Genomic DNA, 25,395 nt, shown 5'->3' with positions numbered 1-25,395 from the left:
TCGAGATTCCCACTCCCGTCACGCCCCGTCCATACGACGGACGTACGGGGCACCGGGCGACCCGTGCCCGCCGGCCGCGGAGCCGCCGGTTCTGGTGCCCGTCCGCCGGGCACGCGCGCGCGTGACTACGATGGGCCAGCCGGTGGCCAGCAAGGGCCGCGCGGCCACACCGACCGTCGGGAAGGCCATGCTGAACAAGTACGCGCGTGCATTTTTTACGCGTGTCCTCACACCGTTCGCCGCGTTTCTCATCCGCAGGGGCGTCAGCCCGGACACGGTCACGCTGATCGGCACCGCCGGTGTGGTCGCGGGAGCGCTGGTCTTCTACCCCATGGGCGAGTTCTTCTGGGGCACGGTCGTGATCACACTGTTCGTGTTCTCCGACCTGGTCGACGGCAACATGGCACGCCAGCTCGGCCGCTCCAGCCGCTGGGGCGCCTTCCTGGACTCCACGCTGGACCGGGTCGCCGACGGCGCGATCTTCGGCGGTTTCGCCCTGTGGTACGCGGGCGGCGGCGACGACAACGTGCTGTGTGCCGTGTCGATCTTCTGTCTGGCCAGCGGACAGGTGGTGTCGTACACCAAGGCGCGCGGCGAGGCGATCGGCCTCCCGGTCGCCGTCAACGGGCTGGTCGAGCGCGCCGAGCGCCTCGTCGTCTCCCTGGTCGCGGCCGGTTTCGCGGGGCTGCACAAGTTCGGCGTGCCCGGCATCCAGTACCTGCTGCCGGTCGCGCTGTGGATCGTGGCCGTCGGCAGCCTCGTCACGCTGGTCCAGCGGGTCGTCACGGTGCGCCGGGAGTCCGCCGAGGCGGACGCCGCCGCGCAGCGCGGGCAGGGCACCGAGGCGGCGAAGTGAGCGCTCGGGACCGGCTGTCCGACGCGCTGTACGGCGCCGGCTGGAGCACCGTCAAGAAGCTGCCCGAGCCGGTCGCGGCGCGGCTCGGCCGTACCGTCGCCGACCTCGCCTGGAAGCAGCGCGGCACGGGCGTGCGGCGGCTGGAGAGCAACTACGCGCGCGTGGTGCCGGACGCGGGCCCGGAGCGGCTCGCCGCGCTCTCGCGCGCGGGAATGCGCTCGTACCTGCGCTACTGGATGGAGTCCTTCCGGCTGCCCGCCTGGAGCGCCGAGCGCGTCAAGAGCGGCTTCGACCCCAAGGACCTCCACCATCTGACCGAGGGCATGGCCGCGGGCAGGGGCGTGATACTCGCCCTGCCGCACCTGGCCAACTGGGACCTCGCCGGCGCCTGGGTCACCACGAAGCTGGGCATCCCCTTCACCACGGTCGCCGAGCGCCTCAAGCCGGAGACCCTCTACGACCGCTTCGTCGCCTACCGGGAGGGCCTCGGCATGGAGGTCCTGCCGCACAGCGGCGGCACCGCCTTCGGCACCCTGGCCCGGCGGCTGCGCGACGGCGGCCTGGTCTGCCTGGTCGCCGACCGCGATCTGTCCGCCTCCGGTGTGGAGGTCGACTTCTTCGGCGAGACGGCCCGTATGCCGGCCGGCCCCGCCCTGCTCGCCCAGCAGACCGGCGCCCGGCTGCTGCCGGTGACGCTGTGGTACGACGACTCGCCCGTCATGCGGGGCCGCGTGCACGCGCCGGTCGAGGTACCCGAGTCGGGTACCCGGCGCGAGAAGACGTCCGTCATGACGCAGGCGCTGGCCGACGCCTTCGCCACGGGCATCGCCGACCATCCGGAGGACTGGCACATGCTGCAGCGCCTGTGGCTGAAGGACCTGGACCCGGCCAAGGCACCCGGCCCGGGCGAGCGGGACGCCTCGTGAGGATCGGCATCGTCTGCCCGTACTCCTGGGACGTGCCGGGCGGCGTCCAGTTCCACATCCGCGACCTCGCGGAGTACTTCCTCCGCCTCGGCCACGAGGTGTCCGTCCTCGCGCCCGCCGACGACGACACGCCGCTGCCGCCGTACGTCGTCTCGGCCGGACGCGCGGTGCCGGTGCCGTACAACGGCTCGGTGGCCCGGCTGAACTTCGGCTTCCTCTCGGCGGCCCGGGTACGCCGCTGGCTGCACGAGGGCGCGTTCGACGTCATCCACATCCACGAGCCGACCTCGCCGTCACTCGGCCTGCTGACCTGCTGGGCGGCGCAGGGTCCGATCGTGGCCACCTTCCACACGTCCAACCCGCGCTCGCGCGCGATGATCGCCGCCTACGCGATCCTCCAGGCCGCCCTGGAGAAGATCAGCGCCCGGATCGCGGTGAGCGAGTACGCCCGCCGCACGCTCGTCGAGCACCTCGGCGGGGACGCGGTCGTCATCCCCAACGGCGTCGACGTCGGGTTCTTCGCCGGAGCGGAGCCGAAGTCCGAGTGGCAGACAGCAGAGGCGCGAAGCTCCGTCGAGGGCGGTGGTGCGAGACGGGAGGGCGGCACCATCGGCTTCATCGGGCGCATCGACGAGCCGCGCAAGGGACTGCCGGTGCTGATGCGGGCCCTGCCGAAGATCCTCGCCGCCCGTCCGGAGACCCGCCTGCTGGTGGCCGGGCGCGGCGACGAGAAGGAGGCGGTGGCTTCCCTGCCCGCCGAACTGCGCTCCCGGGTGGAGTTCCTCGGCATGATCAGCGACGAGGACAAGGCCCGCCTGCTGCGCAGCGTCGACCTGTACGTGGCGCCCAACACCGGCGGGGAGAGCTTCGGCATCATCCTCGTCGAGGCCATGTCGGCGGGCGCCCCCGTCCTCGCCTCCGACCTCGACGCCTTCGCCCAGGTCCTCGACCAGGGGGCGGCCGGCGAGCTCTTCGCCAACGAGGACGCCGACGCGCTCGCCGACGCGGCGGTACGGCTGCTGGCCGACCCGGAGCGCCGGGCGGAGCTGCGGGAGCGCGGCAGCGCGCACGTACGGCGCTTCGACTGGTCGACGGTGGGCGCGGACATCCTGTCCGTCTACGAGACGGTCACGGCGGGAGCGGCGGCGGTGGCGGCGGACGACCGGGCGACGGGCCTTCGCGCGCGGTTCGGCCTGGCGGCGAAGGACTGAGACCGCCGGCCGGCGTGCGGGACCCGGGGGACGGCCGCCCCGGGCACCGCCCGGCCCGCGGCGCGTAGGGTAACCGCCCGTGACTGCAACCCTCATCTGGATCCTGGTCGTCCTCGTCGCGATCGGGCTGTACCTCAGCTGGACGGCGGGCCGCCTGGACCGCCTGCACGCCCGCATCGACGCCGCCCGGGCCGCGCTCGACGCACAGCTGCTGCGCCGGGCCTCCGTGGCCCAGGAACTGGCCACCGCGGGCGTGCTGGACCCGGCCGCCTCGATCGTCCTGTACGAGGCCGCGCACGCCGCCCGGCAGTCCGAGGAGGAGCAGCGCGAGGTCGCCGAGAGCGAGCTCAGCCAGGCCCTGCGGGCGGTGTTCGAGGACGCACGGCAGGTGGAGGCGGTGCGCGAGGCGCCCGGGGGCGAGGAGGCGGCCCGCGAACTGACCGAGGCGGTGCGCAAGGTGCCGATGGCCCGCCGCTTCCACAACGACGCCGTGGGCGCCGCGCGCCGCCTGCGCGAGCACCGCAAGGTGCGCTGGTTCCGGCTGGCCGGGCACGCCCCCTTCCCGCTGGCCTTCGAGATGGACGACGAGCCGCCGGCGGCGCTGGTGGACCGGGCCGCCTAGCCGCCGATATCCCACCCCTCCGACGCAAAACGATCCACCGGCTGTCCATTGGCCCTTGCTGTGGCCCGGACCGTTCACGTTTCCTCAGTGCTGCAGAAACCCCCCTTTCTCACCAGTGAGGTACCCGTGTCCAGCACGCTCTCCGAAAACCAGACCCCCGAGACCGGCACCGCCCGTGTGAAGCGCGGCATGGCCGAGCAGCTCAAGGGTGGCGTGATCATGGACGTCGTCACGCCGGAGCAGGCGAAGATCGCCGAGGACGCGGGCGCCGTCGCCGTCATGGCCCTGGAGCGGGTCCCGGCCGACATTCGCAAGGACGGCGGCGTGGCCCGCATGTCCGACCCGGACATGATCGAGGGCATCATCGACGCCGTCTCGATCCCCGTGATGGCCAAGTCCCGCATCGGCCACTTCGTCGAGGCCCAGGTCCTGCAGTCCCTCGGCGTCGACTACATCGACGAGTCCGAGGTCCTCACCCCGGCCGACGAGGTCAACCACAGCGACAAGTTCGCCTTCACCACCCCGTTCGTGTGCGGCGCCACCAACCTCGGCGAGGCCCTGCGCCGCATCGCCGAGGGCGCGGCCATGATCCGCTCCAAGGGCGAGGCCGGCACCGGCAACGTCGTCGAGGCCGTGCGCCACCTGCGCCAGATCAAGAACGAGATCGCCCGCCTGCGCGGCTACGACAACAACGAGCTGTATGCCGCCGCCAAGGAACTGCGCGCCCCGTACGAGCTGGTCCGCGAGGTCGCCGAGCTGGGCAAGCTCCCCGTCGTGCTGTTCTCCGCCGGCGGCGTCGCCACCCCCGCCGACGCCGCGCTGATGCGCCAGCTCGGAGCCGAGGGCGTCTTCGTCGGCTCCGGCATCTTCAAGTCCGGCGACCCGGCCAAGCGCGCCGCCGCCATCGTGAAGGCCACCACCTTCTACGACGACCCGAAGATCATCGCGGACGCGTCCCGCAACCTCGGCGAGGCCATGGTCGGCATCAACTGCGACACCCTCCCCGAGACCGAGCGCTACGCCAACCGCGGCTGGTAAGGCTCCCCTCCCATGAGTGACATCCCCGTCATCGGCGTCCTGGCCCTCCAGGGCGACGTACGGGAGCACCTCGTCGCCCTGGCCGCGGCCGACGCCGTGGCCAGGCCGGTGAGGCGCCCCGAAGAACTCGCCGAGGTGGACGGCCTGGTCATCCCCGGCGGCGAGTCCACCACCATCTCCAAGCTCGCCGTCCTCTTCGGCGTGATGGAGCCCCTCCGCGCGCGCGTGCGCGCCGGCATGCCCGTCTACGGCACCTGCGCCGGCATGATCATGCTGGCCGACAAGATCCTCGACCCGCGCTCGGGCCAGGAGACCGTCGGCGGCATCGACATGATCGTGCGCCGCAACGCCTTCGGACGGCAGAACGAATCCTTCGAGGCGGCCGTCGCCGTCGAGGGCGTGGCGGGCGGTCCCGTCGAGGGCGTCTTCATCCGCGCACCCTGGGTCGAGTCCGTGGGCGCCGCGGCCGAAGTGCTCGCCGAGCACGACGGCCACATCGTCGCGGTCCGCCAGGGCAACGCGCTCGCCACGTCGTTCCACCCGGAGCTGACCGGCGACCACCGCGTCCACCGCCTCTTCGCCGACATGGTGCGCGCGATGCGGGCGGCGGAGTCCTTGTAGGATTCCTGCGTTCGTTCAAAGACGGGTTACGCGAAGGAGACAGGCAGATGTCCGGCCACTCTAAATGGGCCACGACGAAGCACAAGAAGGCCGTCATCGATGCCAAGCGCGGCAAGCTCTTCGCGAAGCTGATCAAGAACATCGAGGTGGCGGCCCGCATGGGCGGCGCCGACATCGACGGCAACCCGACGCTCTACGACGCCATCCAGAAGGCGAAGAAGCAGTCGGTGCCGAACAAGAACATCGACTCCGCGGTCAAGCGCGGCGCCGGCCTGGAGGCCGGTGGCGCCGACTACGAGACGATCATGTACGAGGGTTACGGCCCCAACGGTGTCGCGGTGCTCATCGAGTGCCTCACCGACAACCGCAACCGCGCCGCCTCCGACGTCCGTGTCGCCATGACCCGCAACGGCGGCTCCATGGCCGACCCCGGATCGGTGTCGTACCTGTTCAACCGCAAGGGCGTCGTGATCGTCCCCAAGGGCGAGCTGACCGAGGACGACGTGCTCGGCGCCGTCCTGGACGCGGGCGCCGAGGAGGTCAACGACCTCGGCGAGACCTTCGAGGTCATCAGCGAGGCCACCGACCTGGTCGCGGTCCGCACCGCCCTCCAGGACGCCGGCATCGACTACGAGTCCGCCGACGCCAATTTCGTCCCGACCATGCAGGTCGAGCTGGACGAGGAGGGCGCCCGGAAGATCTTCAAGCTGATCGACGCCCTCGAGGACAGCGACGACGTGCAGAACGTCTTCGCCAACTTCGACGTCAGCGACGAGGTCATGGAGAAGGTCGACGCGTAGCGTCCGCACGCGCAGCGGCATCCCGGCGGGCCGGAGGGACACGTCCCCCGGCCCGCCGCCGTTGTCGGTGGCACCCGATAGCCTGCACAAACAGGTGATCGACGGGAGGGCGTAGGCGTGCGTGTACTGGGGGTGGACCCGGGACTGACCCGCTGCGGGGTGGGCGTCGTCGAGGGCGTCGCGGGCCGGCCGCTGACCATGCTCGGCGTCGGCGTCGTCCGCACCCCCGCGGACGCCGACCTCGGCCACCGGCTGGTCGCCGTCGAGCAGGGCATCGAGCAGTGGCTGGACGAGCACCGCCCGGAGTGCGTCGCCGTGGAGCGCGTCTTCAGCCAGCACAACGTCCGCACGGTGATGGGCACCGCCCAGGCCAGCGCCGTCGCCATCCTGTGCGCCTCCCGCCGCGGCATCCCCGTCGCGCTGCACACCCCCAGCGAGGTCAAGGCCGCCGTCACCGGCAGCGGACGCGCCGACAAGACGCAGGTCGGCGCCATGGTCACCCGCCTGCTGCGGCTGGCCGCGCCGCCCAAGCCCGCCGACGCCGCCGACGCCCTCGCCCTGGCCATCTGCCACATCTGGCGCGCCCCCGCGCAGAACCGGCTCCAGCGGGCCGCCGCCCTGCACGCCTCCCGGACCCCCGAGGCCCCGGGGTATCCGCGCACCCCGAAGACCCCGCACGCATCGAAAGGCCCCACGGCATGATCGCCTTCGTCAGCGGCACCGTCGCCGCCCTCGCTCCCGACACCGCGGTGGTCGAGGTCGGCGGTGTCGGCATGGCCGTCCAGTGCACGCCGACCACGCTCTCCGCCCTCCGCGTCGGCAAGCCCGCCCGGCTCGCCACCTCCCTCGTCGTCCGCGAGGACTCCCTGACGCTGTACGGCTTCGCCGACGACGACGAACGCCAGGTCTTCGAGCTGCTCCAGACCGCCAGCGGCGTCGGCCCCCGCCTGGCACAGGCCATGCTCGCCGTGCACAGCCCCGACGCCCTGCGCAGAGCCGTCTCCACCGCGGACGAGAAGGCCCTCACCGCCGTCCCCGGCATCGGGAAGAAGGGCGCCCAGAAGCTCCTGCTGGAGCTGAAGGACCGCCTCGGCGCCCCGGTCGGCGCCCCCGCCGTCGGCGCGCCGGTCAGCACCGGCTGGCGCGACCAGCTGCACGCCGCCCTGATCGGCCTGGGGTACGCCACCCGGGAGGCCGACGAGGCCGTGTCCGCCGTCGCCCCGCAGGCGGAGGCCGCCGAGGGCACGCCCCAGGTGGGCCGGCTGCTCAAGGCCGCCTTGCAGACCCTGAACCGCGCCCGATAGTCCGTAGCGAGAACCGAGGCACACCGCATGAACTGGGACGACACCACCGACGCCGAGGCCGCCGGAGAGCGGCTGGTGGGCTCGGCCGCCGACGGCGAGGACCAGGCCGTGGAGGCGGCCCTGCGCCCCAAGGACCTGGGCGAGTTCATCGGCCAGGAGAAGGTCCGCGAGCAGCTCGACCTCGTGCTGCGGGCCGCACGCGCGCGCGGCGCGACCGCCGACCACGTCCTGCTCTCCGGTGCCCCCGGCCTCGGCAAGACGACCCTCTCGATGATCATCGCGGCCGAGATGGGCGCCCCCATCCGCATCACCTCCGGCCCCGCCATCCAGCACGCCGGGGACCTCGCGGCCATCCTCTCCTCCCTCCAGGAGGGCGAGGTCCTCTTCCTCGACGAGATCCACCGCATGTCCCGCCCAGCCGAGGAGATGCTGTACATGGCGATGGAGGACTTCCGCGTCGACGTCATCGTCGGCAAGGGCCCCGGCGCCACCGCCATCCCGCTCGAACTGCCCCCCTTCACCCTGGTCGGCGCCACCACGCGTGCGGGACTGCTGCCGCCCCCGCTGCGCGACCGCTTCGGCTTCACCGCGCACATGGAGTTCTACGGGCCGGCCGAGCTGGAGCGCGTCGTCCACCGCTCGGCGGGCCTGCTCGACGTGGAGATCGACCCCGCCGGCGCCGCCGAGATCGCCGGCCGCAGCCGCGGCACCCCCCGTATCGCCAACCGCCTGCTGCGCCGCGTCCGGGACTACGCCCAGGTCAAGGCCGACGGCCTGATCACCCAGGAGATCTCCGCCGCCGCCCTCGCCGTCTACGAGGTCGACGCCCGGGGCCTGGACCGCCTCGACCGGGCCGTCCTCGAGGCGCTGCTCAAGCTGTTCGGCGGCGGCCCGGTCGGCCTGTCCACGCTCGCCGTCGCCGTGGGGGAGGAGCGTGAGACAGTGGAAGAGGTCGCCGAACCCTTCCTCGTACGAGAGGGCCTCCTGGCGCGCACCCCGCGCGGACGGGTGGCGACCCCGGCGGCGTGGGCGCACCTCGGCCTCACCCCGCCACGCGCGCAGAATTCCGGACAACAAGACCTGTTCGGGGCGTGACGTCCCCGTCGCGACGAGGACATTCGCCGCAGCAGGAACCCGGGTGCCATGCTGAGCGTTGTTCCATGCGCGCGGACTCGCTTAGACTCCGCCGATGCCGCCCTCGACGGTGGCGCACACACCCCCAACCATCAGGCCGCTCACCATCGCGGTCGTGTGAAGGAAGTACCGACCCGTGAGTCTCGTGACCCTCCTCCCGTTCATCGTGCTCATCGGGGCCATGTTCCTGATGACCCGGTCGGCGAAGAAGAAGCAGCAGCAGGCCGCCGACATGCGGAACCAGATGCAGCCCGGTTCCGGTGTCCGCACCATCGGGGGCATGTACGCCACGGTCAAGGAGGTCAGCGAGGACACGGTCCTCCTCGACGCCGGTCCGGGCGTCGAGCTGCTCTTCGCCAAGAACTCCATCGGTGCCGTCCTCACCGACGACGAGTACAACCGCATCGTCCACGGCATCGAGCACGACCTGAAGTCCGACGCCGACGTCGTTCCGGACGACGCCTCCTCCCTCACCGGGACCGACGCCCCGGCCGCCGACGAGTCCGACGACAAGGCCGTCGACCTCGGCAAGAAGGACGCGGACGACGAGCCGACGGCCGACGCCGCGCCCGCCGAGGCGACGGCGGACGAGCCGAAGAAGTCCGACGGCGGTTCCGAGGCGAAGTAGCCGCGCCCCGAGGTGCGCGGACCGTTCCCGCGCACCCCGCGCGTCGCGCGCATCCCCACACCATGTGATGGCCGCCGGTGCGCCGTCCCGGCGTGACGCGGCTCGAGAGGGAGTACGTACAGGTGGTAGCACCTAAAAAGGGAAAGACCGCGAGCGCTCAGAGCAAGCCCGGGCGCTCGCTGGCCCTGATCGTGATCGTCATCGCGGCGCTCACGGGAGGCATGTTCGCCTCCGGACACACAACTCCGCGTCTCGGGATCGACCTGGCCGGCGGCACGAGCATCACCCTCAGGGCGGTCTCGGAGCCCGGCCAGGAATCCGCGATCAACAAGACCAACATGGACACCGCCGTCGACATCATGAACAACCGTGTCAACGGTCTGGGTGTCTCCGAGGCCGAGGTTCAGACCCAGGGCGACCGCAACATCATCGTCAACATCCCCAAGGGTACGAACTCCAAGGAAGCCCGGGCGCAGGTCGGCACCACCGCCAAGCTCTACTTCCGTCCGGTCGTCGCCACCGAACTCTCCGGCGCCGCCGCGACGGACAGCCCCACGCCGAGCGCCTCCGGCGCCTCGGACGCGGCGACCGACAAGGCCACGGACAAGGCGACCGACAAGGCCACCGACGGGTCCACCGAGAAGGCGACCGACGACGAGAAGGCGAGCTCCACGCCCTCCGACGCCGCCTCGGCCAGCGCCACCACCCAGGGCCGCGCGGTCACCGACGCCCTGAAGGCCGACCCCACCCCGTCCGCCTCCGCGAAGGCCACCGGCGACGCCTCCCCGTCCCCGAGCGCCAGCGCCACCGGCGACGACGCGGCGGCCAAGCTCCAGGCCCAGTACGCGGCCCTCGACTGCACGAAGAAGGCGGACCGCGCCAAGGCCGGCAGCGGCGCCAAGCCCGGTGACTCGATCGTGGCCTGCGGCCAGAACTCGCAGGGCCAGTGGCAGAAGTACATCCTCGGCCCCGCCGCCGTCGACGGCACCGACGTCGACGAGGCCAAGGCGGTCTTCAACACGCAGACCGCCGCCGGCTGGACCGTCACCATGAAGTTCACGGACTCCGGCTCCAAGAAGTTCGCGGACATCACCGGCAAGCTGGCGCAGAACCAGTCCCCGCAGAACCAGTTCGCCATCGTCCTGGACAACGAGGTCGTCTCCGACCCCTACGTCAGCCAGGCCCTGACCGGCGGCAACGCGGAGATCTCCGGCAGCTTCGACCAGGAAGAGGCGCAGAGCCTCGCCAACATGCTGTCCTACGGCGCCCTGCCGCTGAGCTTCAAGGAGGACAGCGTCACCACGGTCACCGCCGCGCTCGGCGGTGAGCAGCTGAAGGCCGGTCTGATCGCCGGCGCGATCGGCCTCGCGCTGGTCGTCCTCTACCTGCTGCTCTACTACCGCGGTCTGTCCTTCATCGCCGTCGCCTCGCTGCTGGTGTCCGCGGGACTGACGTACGTGATCATGGCGCTGCTCGGCCCGACCATCGGCTTCGCGCTGAACCTGCCGGCCGTCTGCGGAGCGATCGTCGCCATCGGCATCACGGCGGACTCGTTCATCGTGTACTTCGAACGGGTCCGCGACGAGATCCGCGAGGGACGCTCCCTGCGCCCCGCGGTCGAGCGTGGCTGGCCGCGCGCCCGGCGCACGATCCTGGTCTCCGACTTCGTGTCGTTCCTCGCCGCCGCGGTGCTCTTCATCGTCACCGTCGGCAAGGTCCAGGGCTTCGCGTTCACGCTGGGTCTGACCACCCTGCTGGACGTGGTGGTGGTGTTCCTCTTCACCAAGCCGCTGCTCACGCTGATGGCCCGCCGCAAGTTCTTCGCGAGCGGCCACAAGTGGTCCGGCCTCGATCCGAAGAGCCTGGGTGCCAAGCCGCCGCTGCGCCGCACCCGCCGTCCGGCCGCCGGCCCCGTCGACCCGAAGGAGGCGTGAGAGATGTCGAAGCTCGGCAAGCTCGGCGCGCGGCTGCACCATGGCGAGGTCGGCTACGACTTCATCAAGAACCGCAAGATCTGGTACGGCATCTCCATCCTGATCACCATCACGGCGATCGTCGGCCTGGCGGTGCGCGGCCTGCACATGGGCATCGAGTTCCAGGGCGGTGCGGTCTTCACCACCCCGAAGAACATGAGCGCCTCGGTCTCCCAGACCGAGACGTACGCGGAAGAGGCCTCCGGCCACGACGCGATCGTCCAGAAGCTCGGCGACGGCAGCCTGCGCATCCAGATCGCGGGCATCGACACCGGCACCTCGGACCAGATCAAGGACGACCTCGCCAAGGATCTGAAGGTCGACGCGGAGAAGATCAACGCCGACCTGGTGGGCCCCAGCTGGGGTGACCAGATCGCGAACAAGGCCTGGCAGGGCCTGGCGATCTTCATGGTCCTCGTCGTGATCTACCTGGCGATCGCGTTCGAGTGGCGCATGGCGCTCGCCGCGTTCGTCGCGCTGATCCACGACATCACCATCACCACCGGCATCTACGCCCTCGTCGGCTTCGAGGTCACGCCGGGCACGGTGATCGGTCTGCTCACGATCCTCGGTTACTCGCTCTACGACACGGTCGTCGTCTTCGACAGCCTCAAGGAGCAGACGAAGGACATCACCAAGCAGACCCGCTGGACCTACAGCGAGATCGCCAACCGCTCGATCAACAGCACCCTGGTCCGCTCCATCAACACCACGGTGGTCGCGCTGCTGCCGGTGGCCGGCCTGCTGTTCATCGGCGGTGGCGTCCTCGGCGCCGGCATGCTCAACGACATCTCGCTGTCGCTGTTCGTGGGCCTCGCGGCCGGTGCGTACTCCTCGATCTTCATCGCCACGCCGCTGGTCGCCGACCTCAAGGAGGCCGAGCCGCGGATGAAGGCCCTCAAGAAGCGCGTCCTCGCCAAGCGTGCCCAGGCCGGCGCGCAGGGGGAGCCGGCGCAGGCGTCCGTTCCGGACGAGGCGTACGACGACGAGGCGGAGGACGCGGCCCCCGCGGTCGTCGGTCCCCGCAACCAGCCCGCGTCCCGCAACCGGGGCCGCGGCCGACCCTCGGGGAAGCGCCGATGACCGGGATCCAGGAGCTGCTGCTCAGCCGTATCCGGGACGTGGCCGACCACCCGGAGCCGGGCGTGGTGTTCAAGGACATCACCCCGCTCCTGGCCGACCCGGCCGCGTTCACCGCGCTCACCGACGCCCTCGCCGACGTGGCCGAGCGGACCGGCGCCACCAAGGTGGTCGGACTCGAGGCCCGGGGCTTCATCCTCGGCGCCCCGGTCGCCCTGCGCTCCGGCCTCGGTTTCGTCCCCGTCCGCAAGGCGGGCAAGCTCCCCGGAGCCACCCTCGGCCAGGCCTACGACCTGGAGTACGGGTCGGCCGAGATCGAGGTGCACGCCGAGGACCTGAGGGCCGACGACCGCGTGCTGATCGTCGACGACGTCCTCGCCACCGGAGGCACCGCCGAGGCCGCCGTCCAGCTCATCCGCAGGGCCGGCGCGCAGGTCGCGGGCCTCGCCGTGCTGATGGAGCTGGGCTTCCTCGACGGGCGTGCCCGGCTGGAGCCCGCGCTGGCGGGCGCCCCGCTGGAGGCGCTGCTCACCGTCTGACGCGGCCTGTGCGGCACAGGGAGGCGGGCCCGGAGGAATCCGGCGCCCGCCTCACGCGTTTCTCCCGTCGAAGGCCCTCACTCCGGCCTGAAGGCGATCCCGGAGGCCAGGATCGCTACCATGGGGATTCCGGAGCCTGACCGGGGGACCCGGATCGCGCACGAGGAGTCCTCTTGCCAGACGAGGCCCAGCCACTGACCGCCGCAAAGCCCGAGTCCGCCTCGGCGCCCGCGGCGAAGCCCGCGCCGAGCGCACCCCAGGCGAAGAACGACACGCGTGGGCCCATCCAGCACGCCCCGTCCGCGCCGGTCGACAAGCCCGCCGAGCAGCAGCCGCGTCCCAAGCCGCTGCCGCCCGAGCGCGCCCCGAACGCGCCCGTGGTCCGCACGCCCCCCGGGCAGCCCGCCCGCTCCGGCTCATCGAACCGTGTCCGCGCCCGCCTCGCCCGCCTCGGCGTGCAGCGCGCGAACCCGTACAACCCGGTCCTGGAGCCGCTCCTGCGGATAGTGCGCAGCAACGACCCCAAGATCGAGACGGCGACGCTGCGCCAGATCGAGCGTGCCTACCAGGTCGCCGAGCGATGGCACCGGGGCCAGAAGCGCAAGAGCGGCGACCCGTACATCACGCACCCGCTCGCCGTCACGACCATCCTCGCCGAGCTGGGCATGGACCCGGCCACGCTGATGGCCGGTCTGCTGCACGACACGGTCGAGGACACCGAGTACGGCCTGGAGGACCTGCGCCGTGACTTCGGCGACGTCGTCGCCCTGCTCGTGGACGGCGTCACCAAGCTGGACAAGGTCAAGTTCGGCGAGGCCGCGCAGGCCGAGACCGTGCGCAAGATGGTCGTCGCCATGGCCAAGGACCCCCGCGTCCTGGTCATCAAGCTCGCCGACCGACTGCACAACATGCGCACCATGCGCTACCTCAAGCGCGAGAAGCAGGAGAAGAAGGCGCGCGAGACCCTGGAGATCTACGCGCCGCTCGCCCACCGGCTGGGCATGAACACCATCAAGTGGGAGCTCGAGGACCTCGCCTTCGCGATCCTCTACCCCAAGATGTACGACGAGATCGTCCGCCTGGTCGCCGAGCGCGCCCCCAAGCGCGACGAGTACCTCGCCATCGTCACCGACGAGGTCCAGCAGGACCTGCGCGCGGCCCGTATCAAGGCGACCGTCACCGGCCGCCCCAAGCACTACTACAGCGTCTACCAGAAGATGATCGTCCGCGGCCGTGACTTCGCGGAGATCTACGACCTGGTGGGCATCCGCGTCCTCGTGGACACCGTCCGCGACTGCTACGCGGCGCTGGGCACCGTCCACGCCCGCTGGAACCCGGTTCCGGGGCGGTTCAAGGACTACATCGCGATGCCCAAGTTCAACATGTACCAGTCGCTGCACACGACGGTCATCGGCCCCAACGGCAAGCCCGTCGAGCTGCAGATCCGCACCTTCGACATGCACCGCCGCGCCGAGTACGGCATCGCCGCGCACTGGAAGTACAAGCAGGAGGCCGTCGCCGGCGCCTCCAAGGTCCGCACCGACGTGCCGAAGTCGTCCGGCAAGAGCAAGGACGACCACCTCAACGACATGGCGTGGCTGCGCCAGCTCCTCGACTGGCAGAAGGAGACCGAGGACCCCGGCGAGTTCCTGGAGTCCCTGCGCTTCGACCTCTCCCGCAACGAGGTCTTCGTCTTCACGCCCAAGGGCGACGTCATAGCGCTCCCGGCCGGGGCCACGCCCGTGGACTTCGCCTACGCCGTCCACACCGAGGTCGGCCACCGCACCATAGGGGCACGGGTCAACGGCCGCCTCGTCCCGCTGGAGTCCACGCTCGACAACGGCGACCTGGTGGAGGTCTTCACCTCCAAGGCGGCGGGCGCGGGTCCCTCCCGCGACTGGCTGGGCTTCGTGAAGTCGCCGCGGGCCCGCAACAAGATCCGCGCCTGGTTCTCCAAGGAGCGCCGCGACGAGGCGATCGAGCAGGGCAAGGACGCCATCGTCCGCGCGATGCGCAAGCAGAACCTGCCGATCCAGCGCATCCTGACCGGCGACTCCCTGGTCACGCTGGCGCACGAGATGCGCTACTCGGACATCTCCGCGCTGTACGCGGCGATCGGCGAGGGCCATGTCTCCGCGCAGAACATCGTGCAGAAGCTGGTCCAGGCGCTCGGCGGCGAAGAGGCCGCGACCGAGGAGATCGACGAGTCGGTACCGCCGTCGCGCGGTCGCGGCCGCAAACGCCGTACCAGCGCCGACCCGGGCGTCGTCGTCAAGGGCGTCGAGGACGTGTGGGTCAAGCTGGCCCGCTGCTGCACGCCCGTCCCCGGCGATCCGATCATCGGCTTCGTCACCCGCGGCAGCGGCGTCTCCGTTCACCGCAGCGACTGCGTGAACGTGGACTCGCTGTCCCGGGAGCCCGAGCGCATCCTCGAGGTCGAGTGGGCGCCCACCCAGTCCTCCGTCTTCCTGGTCGCCATCCAGGTCGAGGCGCTGGACCGCTCCCGGCTGCTCTCGGACGTCACACGCGTGCTGTCCGACCAGCACGTCAACATCCTCTCCGCGGCCGTCCAGACGTCCCGCGACCGCGTCGCCACCTCCCGCTTCACCTTCGAGATGGGCGACCCGAAGCACCTCGGGCACGTCCTGAAGGCCGTACGCGGCGTGGAGGGCGTGTACGACGTCTACCGGGTGACATCGGCGCGCAGGCCGTCGTAGGCCCGCACACACGCGAGAGGGGCTCCCGTACGCGCCGTACGGGAGCCCCTCTCGCGTGCTGGTGCGCTACGTCAGCCGCCGAACTCGTGCAGGCCCTTCAGTGCCTGGTCCAGCAGCGCCTGCCGGCCGTCCAGCTCGCGCTGGAGCTTGTCGGCCTTGGCGTCGTTGCCCTGGGCGCGAGCCTGCTCGATCTGGGAGCGCAGCTTGTCCACGGCGGCCTGGAGCTGACCGGTCAGCCCCTCGGCACGCGCGCGTGCCTCCGGGTTGGTCCGGCGCCACTCGGACTCCTCGGCCTCCTGGATCGCCCGCTCCACGGCGTGCATCCGGCCCTCGACCTTCGGCCGGGCGTCGCGCGGCACGTGCCCGATGGCCTCCCACCGCTCGTTGACCGAGCGGAACGCGGCGCGGGCGGCCTTGAGATCCGTGACCGGCAGGATCTTCTCGGCCTCCTCGGCGAGCTCCTCCTTGAGCTTGAGGTTCTCCGCCTGTTCCGCGTCCCGTTCGGCGAAGACCGAGCTGCGGGCGGCGAAGAAGACGTCCTGGGCACCGCGGAAACGGTTCCACAGATCGTCCTCGTGCTCGCGCTGGGCGCGGCCCGCGGCCTTCCACTCGGACATCAGATCGCGGTACCGCGCCGCCGTCGGACCCCAGTCCGTCGAGTTCGACAGCGCCTCGGCCTCGGCGACCAGCCGTTCCTTGGTCTGGCGGGCCTCCTCGCGCTGCGCGTCCAGCTGCGCGAAGTGCTGCTTGCGGCGCTTGGAGAACGCCGAACGCGCATGCGAGAAGCGGTGCCACAGCTCGTCGTCGGACTTGCGGTCCAGACGCGGCAGACCCTTCCAGGTGTCCACCAGTGCCCGCAGCCGCTCGCCCGCCGCCCGCCACTGGTCGGACTGCGCCAGCTCCTCGGCCTCCGCGACCAGCGCCTCCTTGGCGCCCCGCGCCTCGTCGGACTGCTTGGCCCGCTGGGCCTTGCGCTCCTCACGGCGCTTGTCCACCAGTTCGACCAGCTTGTCCAGCCTGCCGCGCAGCGCCTCCAGGTCACCGACCGCGTGGTGCGCATCGACCTGCTCGCGCAGGTGCTCGACGGCGGCCAGGGCGTCCTTGGACGACAGGTCGGTGGTCTTCACTCGCTTCTCGAGGAGGCCGATCTCGACAACCAGGCCCTCGTACTTGCGTTCGAAATAGGCCAGCGCTTCCTCGGGGGAGCCTGCCTGCCAGGAACCGACGACCTGCTCGCCGTCGGCCGTACGCACGTACACGGTCCCCGTCTCGTCGACGCGGCCCCACGGGTCGCTGCTCACAGCGCCTCCTCCACATGATGCCTGCGGAGGGCTTTGCTACCCCCGGGCATCGTCCACAGTTTCGTCACGGCCAACATAGGCGACCGGCGGGGGGCCTGTCCGCATCCCGCGCGACCGAAATTCCGCAGTTGGGGCTCAGGATCCGGTGACCGTCGCCTTGTTGATCACGACCGTCGCATTGGGTGCGGTGTTGCCGGTCGTCGGGTCCATGGTCTGGGCCCCCGCGTCCGCGATCTTCTTGAGCACCTTCATGCCCGCCTCGGACACCGTGCCGAACGGCGTGTAGTCGGGCGGGAGCTGGCTGTCCTGGTAGACCAGGAAGAACTGGCTGCCGCCGGTGTTGCGCCCCTCGCCGGTCTGCGCGTTGTACTGGTTGGCCATCGCCACCGTGCCCGCCGGGTAGACGTTGCCCGTGAGGCTCTTGTCCTTCAGGTTCTCGTCCGGGATCGTGTAGCCGGGACCGCCCATGCCGGTGCCCTGCGGGTCGCCGCACTGGAGCACGTAGATGCCCTGGTCGGTCAGCCGGTGGCACTTCGTGTGGTCGAAGTAGCCCTTGCCCGCGAGGAAATCGAACGAGTTGACGGTGTGCGGTGCCGCCGACGCCTTCAGCGCGATGTCTATGTCGCCGCAGGTCGTCGACAGCTTCATCGCGTACTTCGCCGACTTGTCGATGGTCATCGCAGGTTCCTTCTTCCAGGTCTGCGTCTTGACCTTGCCCTCGGCTGGCTTGTCGCACGGGTCCGGCGCCTTGCTGCTCGCGGAGGCGCTCGGCGTGACCTCCGCGCTCGCGTTCGTCTTGTCGTCGTCGTCCCCGAGGACCACGCCGGTCGTGTACAGCGCGACGCTGCCGATCAGGATGACGCCGAGCACCGAGGCGATCGCCGCGTTGCGCATGCGCGCCTTGCGTCGCGCCGAGGTGCGTCGCTGCTGCTGCCGCAAGAACTTCTCCCGGGCGAGCTGACGCCGCCGCTGCTCCTGGCTGACCACCGGGTTCTCTCCTCATGCGTCGTGTGTGCCGACCGGTACGCGTGCGCGTGACGAACCGACCGCGTGCGTGTAGCCCCGTACCGTATATGGGTTCGCTGAGGAAACGGCACCGCCGGTAGGCTCTGACCACGGGCGCAGCCCGCCCGCAAGCCACCCGTACCGACACAAACGAAGGACGATCGTGCTCATTGCCGGGTTCCCCGCCGGGGCCTGGGGGACGAACTGTTACCTCGTCGCCCCCGCCGCGGGTGAGGAGTGCGTGATCATCGACCCCGGCCACCAGGCCGCTCAGGGCGTCGAGGAGGCACTCGCCAAGCATCGGCTCAAGCCCGTCGCCGTCGTCCTCACCCACGGCCACATCGACCACGTGGCCTCGGTCGTCCCCGTGTGCGGCGCGCACGACGTGCCGGCCTGGATCCACCCCGACGACCGCTACATGATGAGCGACCCCGAGAAGGGGATCGGCCGCACCATCGGCATGCCGCTCATGGGCGAACTCACCGTGGGGGAGCCGGACGACGTCAAGGAGCTGACCGACGGCGCGAAGCTGGAGCTGGCGGGCATGGAGCTGACGGTCGCGCACGCGCCGGGCCATACCAAGGGGTCGGTGACCTTCGGCCTGCCCGAGGCGGCGGACATCCCGCCGATCCTCTTCTCGGGCGACCTGCTGTTCGCCGGCTCCATCGGACGCACGGACATGCCGGGCGGCTCCATGGACGACATGCTGGCGTCCCTCGCCCGCGTGGTCCTGCCGCTCGACGACCCGACCGTGGTGCTGTCCGGCCACGGCCCCCAGACGACCATCGGCCAGGAACGAGCCACCAACCCGTACTTGCGGCAGGTGGCCGCCGGCCAGGGCGCTCCCGACGCGCCCCGACGAGGAATGTGACGAGAGACCTCCGTGAGCACCTTCAAGGCCCCTAAGGGCACGTACGACCTGCTGCCCCCGGACTCCGCCAAGTACCTGGCCGTGCGCGAGGCGATCGCCGCCCCGCTGCGCAACTCCGGCTACGGCTACATCGAGACGCCCGGCTTCGAGAACGTCGAGCTCTTCGCGCGCGGTGTCGGCGAGTCCACCGACATCGTGACCAAGGAGATGTACGTCTTCGAGACCAAGGGCGGCGACCGGCTCGCCCTGCGCCCGGAGACCACCGCGCCCGTGCTGCGCGCGGTCCTGGAGGCCAACCTCCACAAGGCGGGCAACCTGCCGGTCAAGGTCTGGTACTCGGGCTCCCAGTACCGCTACGAGCGCCCGCAGAAGGGCCGTTACCGCCACTTCTCCCAGGTCGGCGCGGAGGCGATCGGCGCCGAGGATCCGGCGCTCGACGCCGAACTGATCATCCTGGCCGACCAGTCGTACCGTGCGCTCGGGCTGCAGAACTTCCGCATCCTGCTCAACTCCCTGGGCGACAAGGAGTGCCGTCCGGTCTACCGGGCCGCACTCCAGGACTTCCTGCGCGGCCTCGACCTGGACGAGGAGACGCTGCGCCGCGCCGAGATCAACCCGCTGCGGGTCCTGGACGACAAGCGACCCGACGTGCAGAAGCAGCTCACCGACGCCCCGCTGCTGCGCGACTACCTGTGCGACGCCTGCAAGACGTACCACGAGGAGGTGCGCGAGCTGATCACGGCGGCCGGCGTCGTCTTCGAGGACGACCCGAAGCTGGTGCGCGGCCTGGACTACTACACGCGCACCACCTTCGAGTTCGTCCACGACGGTCTCGGCTCCCAGTCCGCGGTGGGCGGCGGCGGACGCTACGACGGCCTGTCCGAGATGATCGGCGGCCCCGCCCTGCCGTCCGTGGGCTGGGCCCTCGGCGTCGACCGCACCGTCCTCGCCCTGGAGGCGGAGGGCATCGAACTGGACATTCCGTCGGCCACCTCCGTCTTCGCCGTCCCGCTCGGCGAGGAGGCCCGCCGGATCCTGTTCGCGAAGGTCACCGAGCTGCGCAAGAACGGCGTCGCCGCCGATTTCTCCTACGGCGGCAAGGGCCTGAAGGCCGCGATGAAGGCGGCCAACCGCTCGGGCGCCCGCTACGCCCTGGTCCTCGGCGAGCGCGACCTCGCCGAAGGCGTCGTCCAGCTCAAGGACATGGAGTCCGGCGAGCAGACCGCGATCGGCGTCAACGAGATCGTCGCGGAGCTGGAGTCGCGGCTCGGCTAGCGGCAGCCCGTACGCCCCAGGGGTGCACGTGTTCGTTCACGTGTGCCCCGGGCGAACGGACGTCGGCCGGAACACCACGCCCAGGGGCCGTCACCGGTGCGTTCTTATGTTCAGCGAACGGTGCCCGCACAGGCCCATGCGGCACAATGGCCCTGCCCGAAGCAGGTCCGACTCAAGTGACGGAATCGGCGTGATGAGCAAGACGACAATGAAGGACGTCTCCACCGTGGCAGAGCCCGCGCCGGAACCCACCGCAGGAACACCGCGCACCGAGGGCGCCGGTCGCGCCTTCGCCCTGCTGCTGGTGATCACGGGCGCCGCCGGGGTGCTCGCCGCGTGGGTCATCACGCTCGACAAGTTCAAGCTGCTCGAGGCCAAGGTCGCGGGCACGACGTTCACCCCCGGCTGCAGCCTGAATCCGGTCGTCTCCTGCGGCAGCGTCATGGAGAGCGACCAGGCCGCCGTCTTCGGCTTCCCCAACCCGATGCTGGGCCTGGTCACCTACGGCATCGTCGTCTGCGTCGGCATGAGCCTGCTCGCCCGGGCCCGCTTCCCGCGCTGGTACTGGCTCACCTTCAACGCCGGCACGCTCTTCGGTGTGGGCTTCTGCACGTGGCTGCAGTTCCAGTCCCTGTACCGGATCAACGCCCTGTGCCTCTGGTGCTGCCTGGCCTGGGTCGCCACCATCCTCATGTTCTGGTACGTGACGTCCTTCAACGTCCGCAAGGGCTTCCTGCCCGCGCCCAACTGGCTCAAGGGCTTCTTCGGCGAGTTCACCTGGGTCATGCCCGTGCTGCACATCGGCATCATCGGCATGATGATCCTCACCCGCTGGTGGGACTTCTGGACCAGCTGACGGCGCGCCGCGCTGTCAGTGCGGTCCTTTAGGGTTCTTGCGTGGAGCCCGACCTGTTCACCGCCGCAGCAGAAGAACGCCAGGAGAAGGACCCGACCGGCAGCCCCCTCGCCGTGCGGATGCGTCCGCGCACCCTCGACGAGGTCGTCGGCCAGCAGCACCTGCTCAAGCCGGGATCGCCGCTGCGCCGGCTGGTCGGCGAAGGCGCCTCCGGCCCCGCCGGACCCTCCTCCGTGATCCTCTGGGGCCCGCCGGGCACCGGCAAGACGACCCTCGCTTACGTCGTCTCCAAGGCCACCAACAAGCGGTTCGTGGAGCTGTCGGCGATCACCGCGGGCGTCAAGGAGGTCCGCGCGGTCATCGACGGCGCCCGCCGCGCCGTCGGGGGATACGGCAAGGAGACCGTCCTCTTCCTCGACGAGATCCACCGCTTCAGCAAGGCCCAGCAGGACTCCCTGCTCCCGGCCGTCGAGAACCGCTGGGTCACCCTGATCGCCGCCACCACGGAGAACCCGTACTTCTCGGTGATCTCCCCGCTGCTCTCCCGCTCCCTCCTCCTCACCCTCGAGCCCCTCACCGACGACGACGTCCGGGATCTGCTCCGCCGCGCCCTGACCGACGAACGCGGCCTCAAGGGCGCCGTCACCCTCCCCGAGGACACCGAGGACCACCTCCTGCGCATCGCCGGCGGCGACGCCCGCCGTGCGCTGACCGCCCTGGAGGCCGCCGCCGGGGCCGCGCTCGACCAGGGCGAGGCCGAGGTCTCCCTGGCGACGCTGGAGGCCACGGTCGACCGGGCGGCCGTGAAGTACGACCGCGACGGCGACCAGCACTACGACGTCGCCAGCGCCCTGATCAAGTCCATCCGCGGCTCCGACGTGGACGCCGCCCTGCACTATCTGGCCCGCATGATCGAGGCCGGCGAGGACCCCCGCTTCATCGCCCGGCGCCTGATGATCTCCGCCAGCGAGGACATCGGCCTCGCCGACCCGAACGCGCTGCCCGTCGCGGTGGCCGCCGCGCAGGCCGTCGCCATGATCGGCTTCCCCGAGGCCGCCCTCACCCTCAGCCACGCCACCATCGCCCTGGCGCTGGCCCCCAAGTCCAACGCCGCGACCACCGCCATCGGCGCCGCCCTGGACGACGTGCGCAAGGGGCACGCCGGGCCGGTCCCGGCGCACCTGCGCGACAGCCACTACAAGGGCGCGGGCAAGCTCGGCCACGGGCAGGGATACGTGTACCCGCACGACCTCCCCGAGGGCATCGCCGCCCAGCAGTACGCGCCGGACGAGCTGAAGGACCGGACGTACTACACCCCGACCCGGCACGGCGCCGAGGCCCGGTACGCGGACGCGGTGGAGTGGACCCGGGAGCACCTCGGTCGCAAGCGGTCCTGAGCAGCCTGTAGACTCGCTCGGAGTGCCGAGTCCCGTGCAGTCAGAACGGGACAACCGGCCGGAGCCCCCAGCGGGCTCCAGGAGCGTCGCGCACCGTCGATCGGTGTCGCGGGCAGCCCACCACCACCCGGAGCTCCGGGACGGGTCGGTGGGCCACTCGCGTGCTGCACGTATGTGCCCAGACCAGGGGAGCGGCTGCCCGGCAGGTCCCGAGCGGACCCGGCGGGATTCCCCGGCTGCGGATGCGACCTCCCTCAACCCTGACGAGCCGGAAACTCAGAAAAGAGACACAGACAGTGGCGAACCAGTCCCGCCCCAAGGTCAAGAAGTCGCGTGCCCTCGGCATCGCGCTGACGCCGAAGGCCGTCAAGTACTTCGAGGCCCGCCCCTACCCGCCGGGTGAGCACGGCCGCGGCCGCAAGCAGAACTCGGACTACAAGGTCCGTCTGCTCGAGAAGCAGCGTCTGCGCGCGCAGTACGACCTCAGCGAGCGCCAGCTCGTCCGCGCCTACGAGCGTGCCTCCAAGACCAACATGAAGACCGGCGAGGCCCTGGTCATCGAGCTCGAGCGCCGTCTCGACGCGCTGGTCCTGCGTTCGGGCATCGCCCGCACGATCTACCAGGCCCGCCAGATGGTCGTCCACGGCCACATCCAGGTCAACGGCCAGAAGGTCGACAAGCCGTCCTTCCGTGTCCGTCCGGACGACGTCGTGCAGGTGCGCGAGCGCTCCAAGGAGAAGACCCTCTTCACGATCGCCCGTGAGGGTGGCTTCGCCCCCGAGGGCGAGACCCCGCGCTACCTCCAGGTGAACCTCAAGGCCCTGGCGTTCCGCCTGGACCGCGAGCCGAACCGCAAGGAGATCCCGGTGATCTGCGACGAGCAGCTCGTCGTCGAGTACTACGCCCGCTGATCCAGCCGGACGTCAGTACCACCCGCGGTACCTCAGCCCGCCGTCTCCCCGCCCCTCCGGGTGGGCGAGGCGGCGGGCTTCGCGCTGTGCGCACCCGCCGTCGCCGGCCGGCCCGGCCCGCGCGGCGCCGGCAGTGCCGCAGCCCCCGGCCGGCGCAGCGCACGGGTGACCGCCTCCGTGCGGCCGAGCAGTGCCCCGTGCCGCACATGCTCCTCGTACCGCTCGTCGCCCAGCTGCTCCCGGGCCGTCGCCTCGCACAGCTCGTGCGGCGCGTTGTAGTACGCCGAGCCGAACAGCGGCAGCCCCACCGACGGCCACATGCGCCCCGCCACCCCCTGGAGCACCGCGGCCTCCGCCGCATCGCCCTCCGCCACCGTCACCAGGGCCAGCAGCTCCACCGCCAGCACCGACCCCAGCTGGTCCCGGAAGCGGTGGGCGCCGGCCAGGCAGTCGGTCAGCAGCTCTCGGGCGCGCACCGCGTCGCCCTCGCTCCACGCCGCGTACGCCAGCACGTACAGGGCGTACCCCCGGGCCCAGCGCTCACCGTGGTCCTCGCACACCTGGCGCACGTCCTCGCACAACCTCACCGCCTCCGGCAGATCGCCCTGGAACGCCCGGGTCATCGCCAGCTCCACCTGGCCCATCAGCACATTGGTGTTGAGCTCGCCGATCCGCCGGTAGCGGCGCAGCGCCGACCGCAGCAGCGTCTCCGCGCGCGGCATGTCGTCCGTGACCAGCGCCAGACAGCCGGTGCGGTGCTCCGCGTACGCCACCGCCGTCTGGTTCCCGGACCGCTCGGCCTCCTCCCGGCACTCGCGGAGCGCCGCCAGCGCGGGCACGGTGTCGCCCTGGAGGATCGCCACGTAGCCGAGCACCCACAGCGCCTTCAGCCGCGACTGCTCGTCCGACGGCCCCGCCGTGTCCAGCCGCACCGCCTGCTCCAGCCAGTGCCGCCCCTCCGACAGCCTTCCGCAGCCGACCCAGTGGAACCACAGCGCACCCGCCAGGTACTGGCCCAGATGCGCCTCGTCCGGCTCGGCCAGGCAGTGCTCCAGGGCGCCGCGCAGATTCGGCAGCTCCGCCTCCACGCGGGCGGCCACCTCACGCTGGCGCGGCGAGAACCACTCCAGCTCGCACCAGGTCGCCAGCCCCACGTACCAGTCCCGGTGACGACGCCGCAGCCGCGCCGCGTCACCCGTCGCCTCCAGCCAGTCGGCGCCGTACGCCCGCACCGTGCCGAGCATCCGGTACCGGACCCCGGCCGGCGTCTCCTCGCGGGCCAGCACCGACTGCGCCAGCAGCGCGCAGACCACGTCGAGCACCTCGTCGGCGGGCAGCCCGTCGCCGCTGCACACGTACTCGGCGGCCTCCAGGTCGAAGGAGCCTGCGAACACCGACAGCCGCGCCCACAGCAGCCGTTCGCCGGGCGTGCACAGCTCATGGCTCCAGCCGATCGCGGTGCGCAGGGTCCGGTGCCGGTGCGGGGCGGTGCGGTCCCCGCCGGTCAGCAGCCGGAACCGGTCGTCCAGCCGCCGCAGCAACTGCCCCGGCGACAGCGCGTCCAGCCGCCCGGCGGCCAGTTCGATCGCCAGCGGGACGCCGTCCAGGCGCCGGCAGATCTCCCGCAGTGTCCCGTCCGCCTCGGTGTCCGCGGCGTCCGGGCAGCCGAGCCCACGCTGCGCCGCCCGGACCGACAGCAGCTCCACCGCCTCCTCCAGGCTCAGCGGCGCCAGCGGAGTCAGCCGCTCCCCGGCCACCCCCAGCGGCCTGCGCCCCACCGCCAGCACCCGCAGCCCCGGTACCCGGCCCAGCAGGGCGCTCACCAGCGCGCCGCAGGCGTCCACCAGGTGCTCCACCCCGTCCAGGACCAGCAGCAGCTCCCGCTCGGCGAGGTGCGCGAGCAGCGTCTCGCGGGGCAGGCGCGTCGTGTGGTCGGTCAGGCCGAGCGCCTCGACGACCGCGTAGTCGACGAACTCCGCATCGCGCAGCGGCGCCAGATCCACCCGCCAGGCCCCGTCCCGGGGCGCGCACCGCGCCGCCGCCCGCGCCGCCAGCCGGGACTTGCCGACCCCGCCCGCCCCTGTCACGGTCACCAGGCGGGCGGCGTCCAGTGCCCGGACCAGCCCGGCGAGTTCCGCCGCCCGCCCCACGAAGACGTCGGGCTCCAGCGGGAGGTTGCCGTGCGGCGGGCTGCCGTCGCCCCGTTGATCTCGCATGGAACACGGAGCGTACTGGTCCGTAATCACTCCGTACAATCGCTTCGCCCGACTTCCCCGCCCGCCGGTGCCGATCCGGTACGGAGCCCCGCGCCCGGCGCGATAGGCTCGGTG

General features: G+C 71.3%; 23 protein-coding genes. 20 read left to right on the top strand and 3 right to left on the bottom strand.

The window, feature by feature from the left end; translation table 11 throughout:
• The first annotated feature begins 130 nt into the window (after window positions 1–130).
• The 15 genes from pgsA to relA all read left to right on the top strand — a co-directional run bounded on the left by pgsA (window position 131) and on the right by relA (window position 15,449).
• On the top strand, window positions 131–856 hold the full coding sequence (gene pgsA / locus AB0E77_RS13735; protein WP_361569645.1) for a phosphatidylinositol phosphate synthase: 726 nt from the start codon (window positions 131–133) through the stop codon (window positions 854–856).
• Complete coding sequence (locus tag AB0E77_RS13730) at window positions 853–1,782, top strand: phosphatidylinositol mannoside acyltransferase (protein ID WP_361569516.1); 930 nt, start codon at window positions 853–855, stop codon at window positions 1,780–1,782. The genes pgsA and AB0E77_RS13730 overlap by 4 nt, the downstream gene beginning before the upstream one ends.
• Entirely contained in the window at window positions 1,779–2,993 is a 1,215-nt protein-coding gene (locus AB0E77_RS13725; protein ID WP_361569514.1) for a glycosyltransferase family 4 protein, read from the top strand. Before AB0E77_RS13730 ends, AB0E77_RS13725 begins: the two co-directional genes overlap by 4 nt.
• A 79-nt stretch (window positions 2,994–3,072) precedes the next feature.
• The gene (locus tag AB0E77_RS13720) at window positions 3,073–3,615 is read left to right on the top strand and encodes a hypothetical protein (RefSeq protein WP_361569512.1); all 543 of its coding nucleotides are present in this window, start codon (window positions 3,073–3,075) and stop codon (window positions 3,613–3,615) included.
• Window positions 3,616–3,741: 126 nt separating this feature from the next.
• On the top strand, window positions 3,742–4,653 hold the full coding sequence (pdxS, locus tag AB0E77_RS13715) for a pyridoxal 5'-phosphate synthase lyase subunit PdxS (RefSeq protein ID WP_361569510.1): 912 nt from the start codon (window positions 3,742–3,744) through the stop codon (window positions 4,651–4,653).
• A 12-nt stretch (window positions 4,654–4,665) separates the two neighbouring features.
• The gene (pdxT, locus tag AB0E77_RS13710; protein ID WP_361569508.1) at window positions 4,666–5,274 is read left to right on the top strand and encodes a pyridoxal 5'-phosphate synthase glutaminase subunit PdxT; all 609 of its coding nucleotides are present in this window, start codon (window positions 4,666–4,668) and stop codon (window positions 5,272–5,274) included.
• 47 nt (window positions 5,275–5,321) lie between these two features.
• On the top strand, window positions 5,322–6,074 hold the full coding sequence (locus AB0E77_RS13705) for a YebC/PmpR family DNA-binding transcriptional regulator (RefSeq protein WP_077797743.1): 753 nt from the start codon (window positions 5,322–5,324) through the stop codon (window positions 6,072–6,074).
• 117 nt (window positions 6,075–6,191) lie between these two features.
• Window positions 6,192–6,776, top strand: coding sequence for a crossover junction endodeoxyribonuclease RuvC (gene ruvC, locus AB0E77_RS13700; protein WP_361569506.1), 585 nt, complete (start codon window positions 6,192–6,194; stop codon window positions 6,774–6,776).
• Window positions 6,773–7,378, top strand: coding sequence for a Holliday junction branch migration protein RuvA (gene ruvA / locus AB0E77_RS13695; protein WP_361569504.1), 606 nt, complete (start codon window positions 6,773–6,775; stop codon window positions 7,376–7,378). Before ruvC ends, ruvA begins: the two co-directional genes overlap by 4 nt.
• Window positions 7,379–7,405: 27 nt before the next feature.
• A complete protein-coding gene (ruvB, locus tag AB0E77_RS13690; RefSeq protein WP_361569502.1) occupies window positions 7,406–8,473 on the top strand; it encodes a Holliday junction branch migration DNA helicase RuvB in 1,068 nt (355 codons plus the stop codon).
• Between the two features lie 175 nt (window positions 8,474–8,648).
• Window positions 8,649–9,140 (top strand): preprotein translocase subunit YajC, encoded by a 492-nt coding sequence (gene yajC, locus AB0E77_RS13685; protein ID WP_361569501.1) that lies wholly within the window; start codon window positions 8,649–8,651, stop codon window positions 9,138–9,140.
• 122 nt (window positions 9,141–9,262) lie between these two features.
• A complete protein-coding gene (secD, locus tag AB0E77_RS13680; RefSeq protein WP_361569643.1) occupies window positions 9,263–11,074 on the top strand; it encodes a protein translocase subunit SecD in 1,812 nt (603 codons plus the stop codon).
• 3 nt (window positions 11,075–11,077) lie between these two features.
• On the top strand, window positions 11,078–12,196 hold the full coding sequence (gene secF, locus AB0E77_RS13675) for a protein translocase subunit SecF (protein WP_361569499.1): 1,119 nt from the start codon (window positions 11,078–11,080) through the stop codon (window positions 12,194–12,196).
• Window positions 12,193–12,732, top strand: coding sequence for an adenine phosphoribosyltransferase (locus AB0E77_RS13670; RefSeq protein WP_361569497.1), 540 nt, complete (start codon window positions 12,193–12,195; stop codon window positions 12,730–12,732). Before secF ends, AB0E77_RS13670 begins: the two co-directional genes overlap by 4 nt.
• 173 nt (window positions 12,733–12,905) lie before the next feature.
• Complete coding sequence (gene relA / locus AB0E77_RS13665; protein WP_361569495.1) at window positions 12,906–15,449, top strand: GTP pyrophosphokinase; 2,544 nt, start codon at window positions 12,906–12,908, stop codon at window positions 15,447–15,449.
• Window positions 15,450–15,520: 71 nt separating this feature from the next.
• Here the strand turns inward: relA and AB0E77_RS13660 are convergent, their stop codons facing one another.
• Window positions 15,521–16,750 (bottom strand): DUF349 domain-containing protein, encoded by a 1,230-nt coding sequence (locus tag AB0E77_RS13660; protein ID WP_361569493.1) that lies wholly within the window; start codon window positions 16,748–16,750, stop codon window positions 15,521–15,523.
• A 135-nt stretch (window positions 16,751–16,885) separates the two neighbouring features.
• Window positions 16,886–17,737 (bottom strand): peptidylprolyl isomerase, encoded by an 852-nt coding sequence (locus tag AB0E77_RS13655; RefSeq protein WP_361569491.1) that lies wholly within the window; start codon window positions 17,735–17,737, stop codon window positions 16,886–16,888.
• 181 nt (window positions 17,738–17,918) lie between these two features.
• On the opposite strand from AB0E77_RS13655, the gene AB0E77_RS13650 reads away from it, so the two are divergent.
• The 5 genes from AB0E77_RS13650 to rpsD all read left to right on the top strand — a co-directional run bounded on the left by AB0E77_RS13650 (window position 17,919) and on the right by rpsD (window position 23,065).
• On the top strand, window positions 17,919–18,626 hold the full coding sequence (locus AB0E77_RS13650; protein WP_361569489.1) for an MBL fold metallo-hydrolase: 708 nt from the start codon (window positions 17,919–17,921) through the stop codon (window positions 18,624–18,626).
• A gap of 12 nt (window positions 18,627–18,638) precedes the next feature.
• On the top strand, window positions 18,639–19,901 hold the full coding sequence (gene hisS, locus AB0E77_RS13645) for a histidine--tRNA ligase (RefSeq protein ID WP_361569487.1): 1,263 nt from the start codon (window positions 18,639–18,641) through the stop codon (window positions 19,899–19,901).
• Window positions 19,902–20,094: 193 nt separating this feature from the next.
• On the top strand, window positions 20,095–20,757 hold the full coding sequence (locus AB0E77_RS13640; RefSeq protein WP_361569485.1) for a vitamin K epoxide reductase family protein: 663 nt from the start codon (window positions 20,095–20,097) through the stop codon (window positions 20,755–20,757).
• Window positions 20,758–20,798: 41 nt separating this feature from the next.
• The gene (locus tag AB0E77_RS13635) at window positions 20,799–22,154 is read left to right on the top strand and encodes a replication-associated recombination protein A (protein WP_361569483.1); all 1,356 of its coding nucleotides are present in this window, start codon (window positions 20,799–20,801) and stop codon (window positions 22,152–22,154) included.
• A gap of 296 nt (window positions 22,155–22,450) precedes the next feature.
• A complete protein-coding gene (gene rpsD, locus AB0E77_RS13630) occupies window positions 22,451–23,065 on the top strand; it encodes a 30S ribosomal protein S4 (RefSeq protein ID WP_030973190.1) in 615 nt (204 codons plus the stop codon).
• Between the two features lie 32 nt (window positions 23,066–23,097).
• On the opposite strand, the gene AB0E77_RS13625 is transcribed toward rpsD, so the two are convergent.
• Window positions 23,098–25,281 (bottom strand): regulator, encoded by a 2,184-nt coding sequence (locus AB0E77_RS13625; protein WP_361569481.1) that lies wholly within the window; start codon window positions 25,279–25,281, stop codon window positions 23,098–23,100.
• Window positions 25,282–25,395: the final 114 nt, after the last annotated feature.

It is taken from the genome of Streptomyces sp. NPDC032940 (assembly GCF_040636935.1).
Lineage (GTDB): Bacteria > Actinomycetota > Actinomycetes > Streptomycetales > Streptomycetaceae > Streptomyces.
This window is presented reverse-complemented; position numbering and strand designations above follow the sequence as displayed.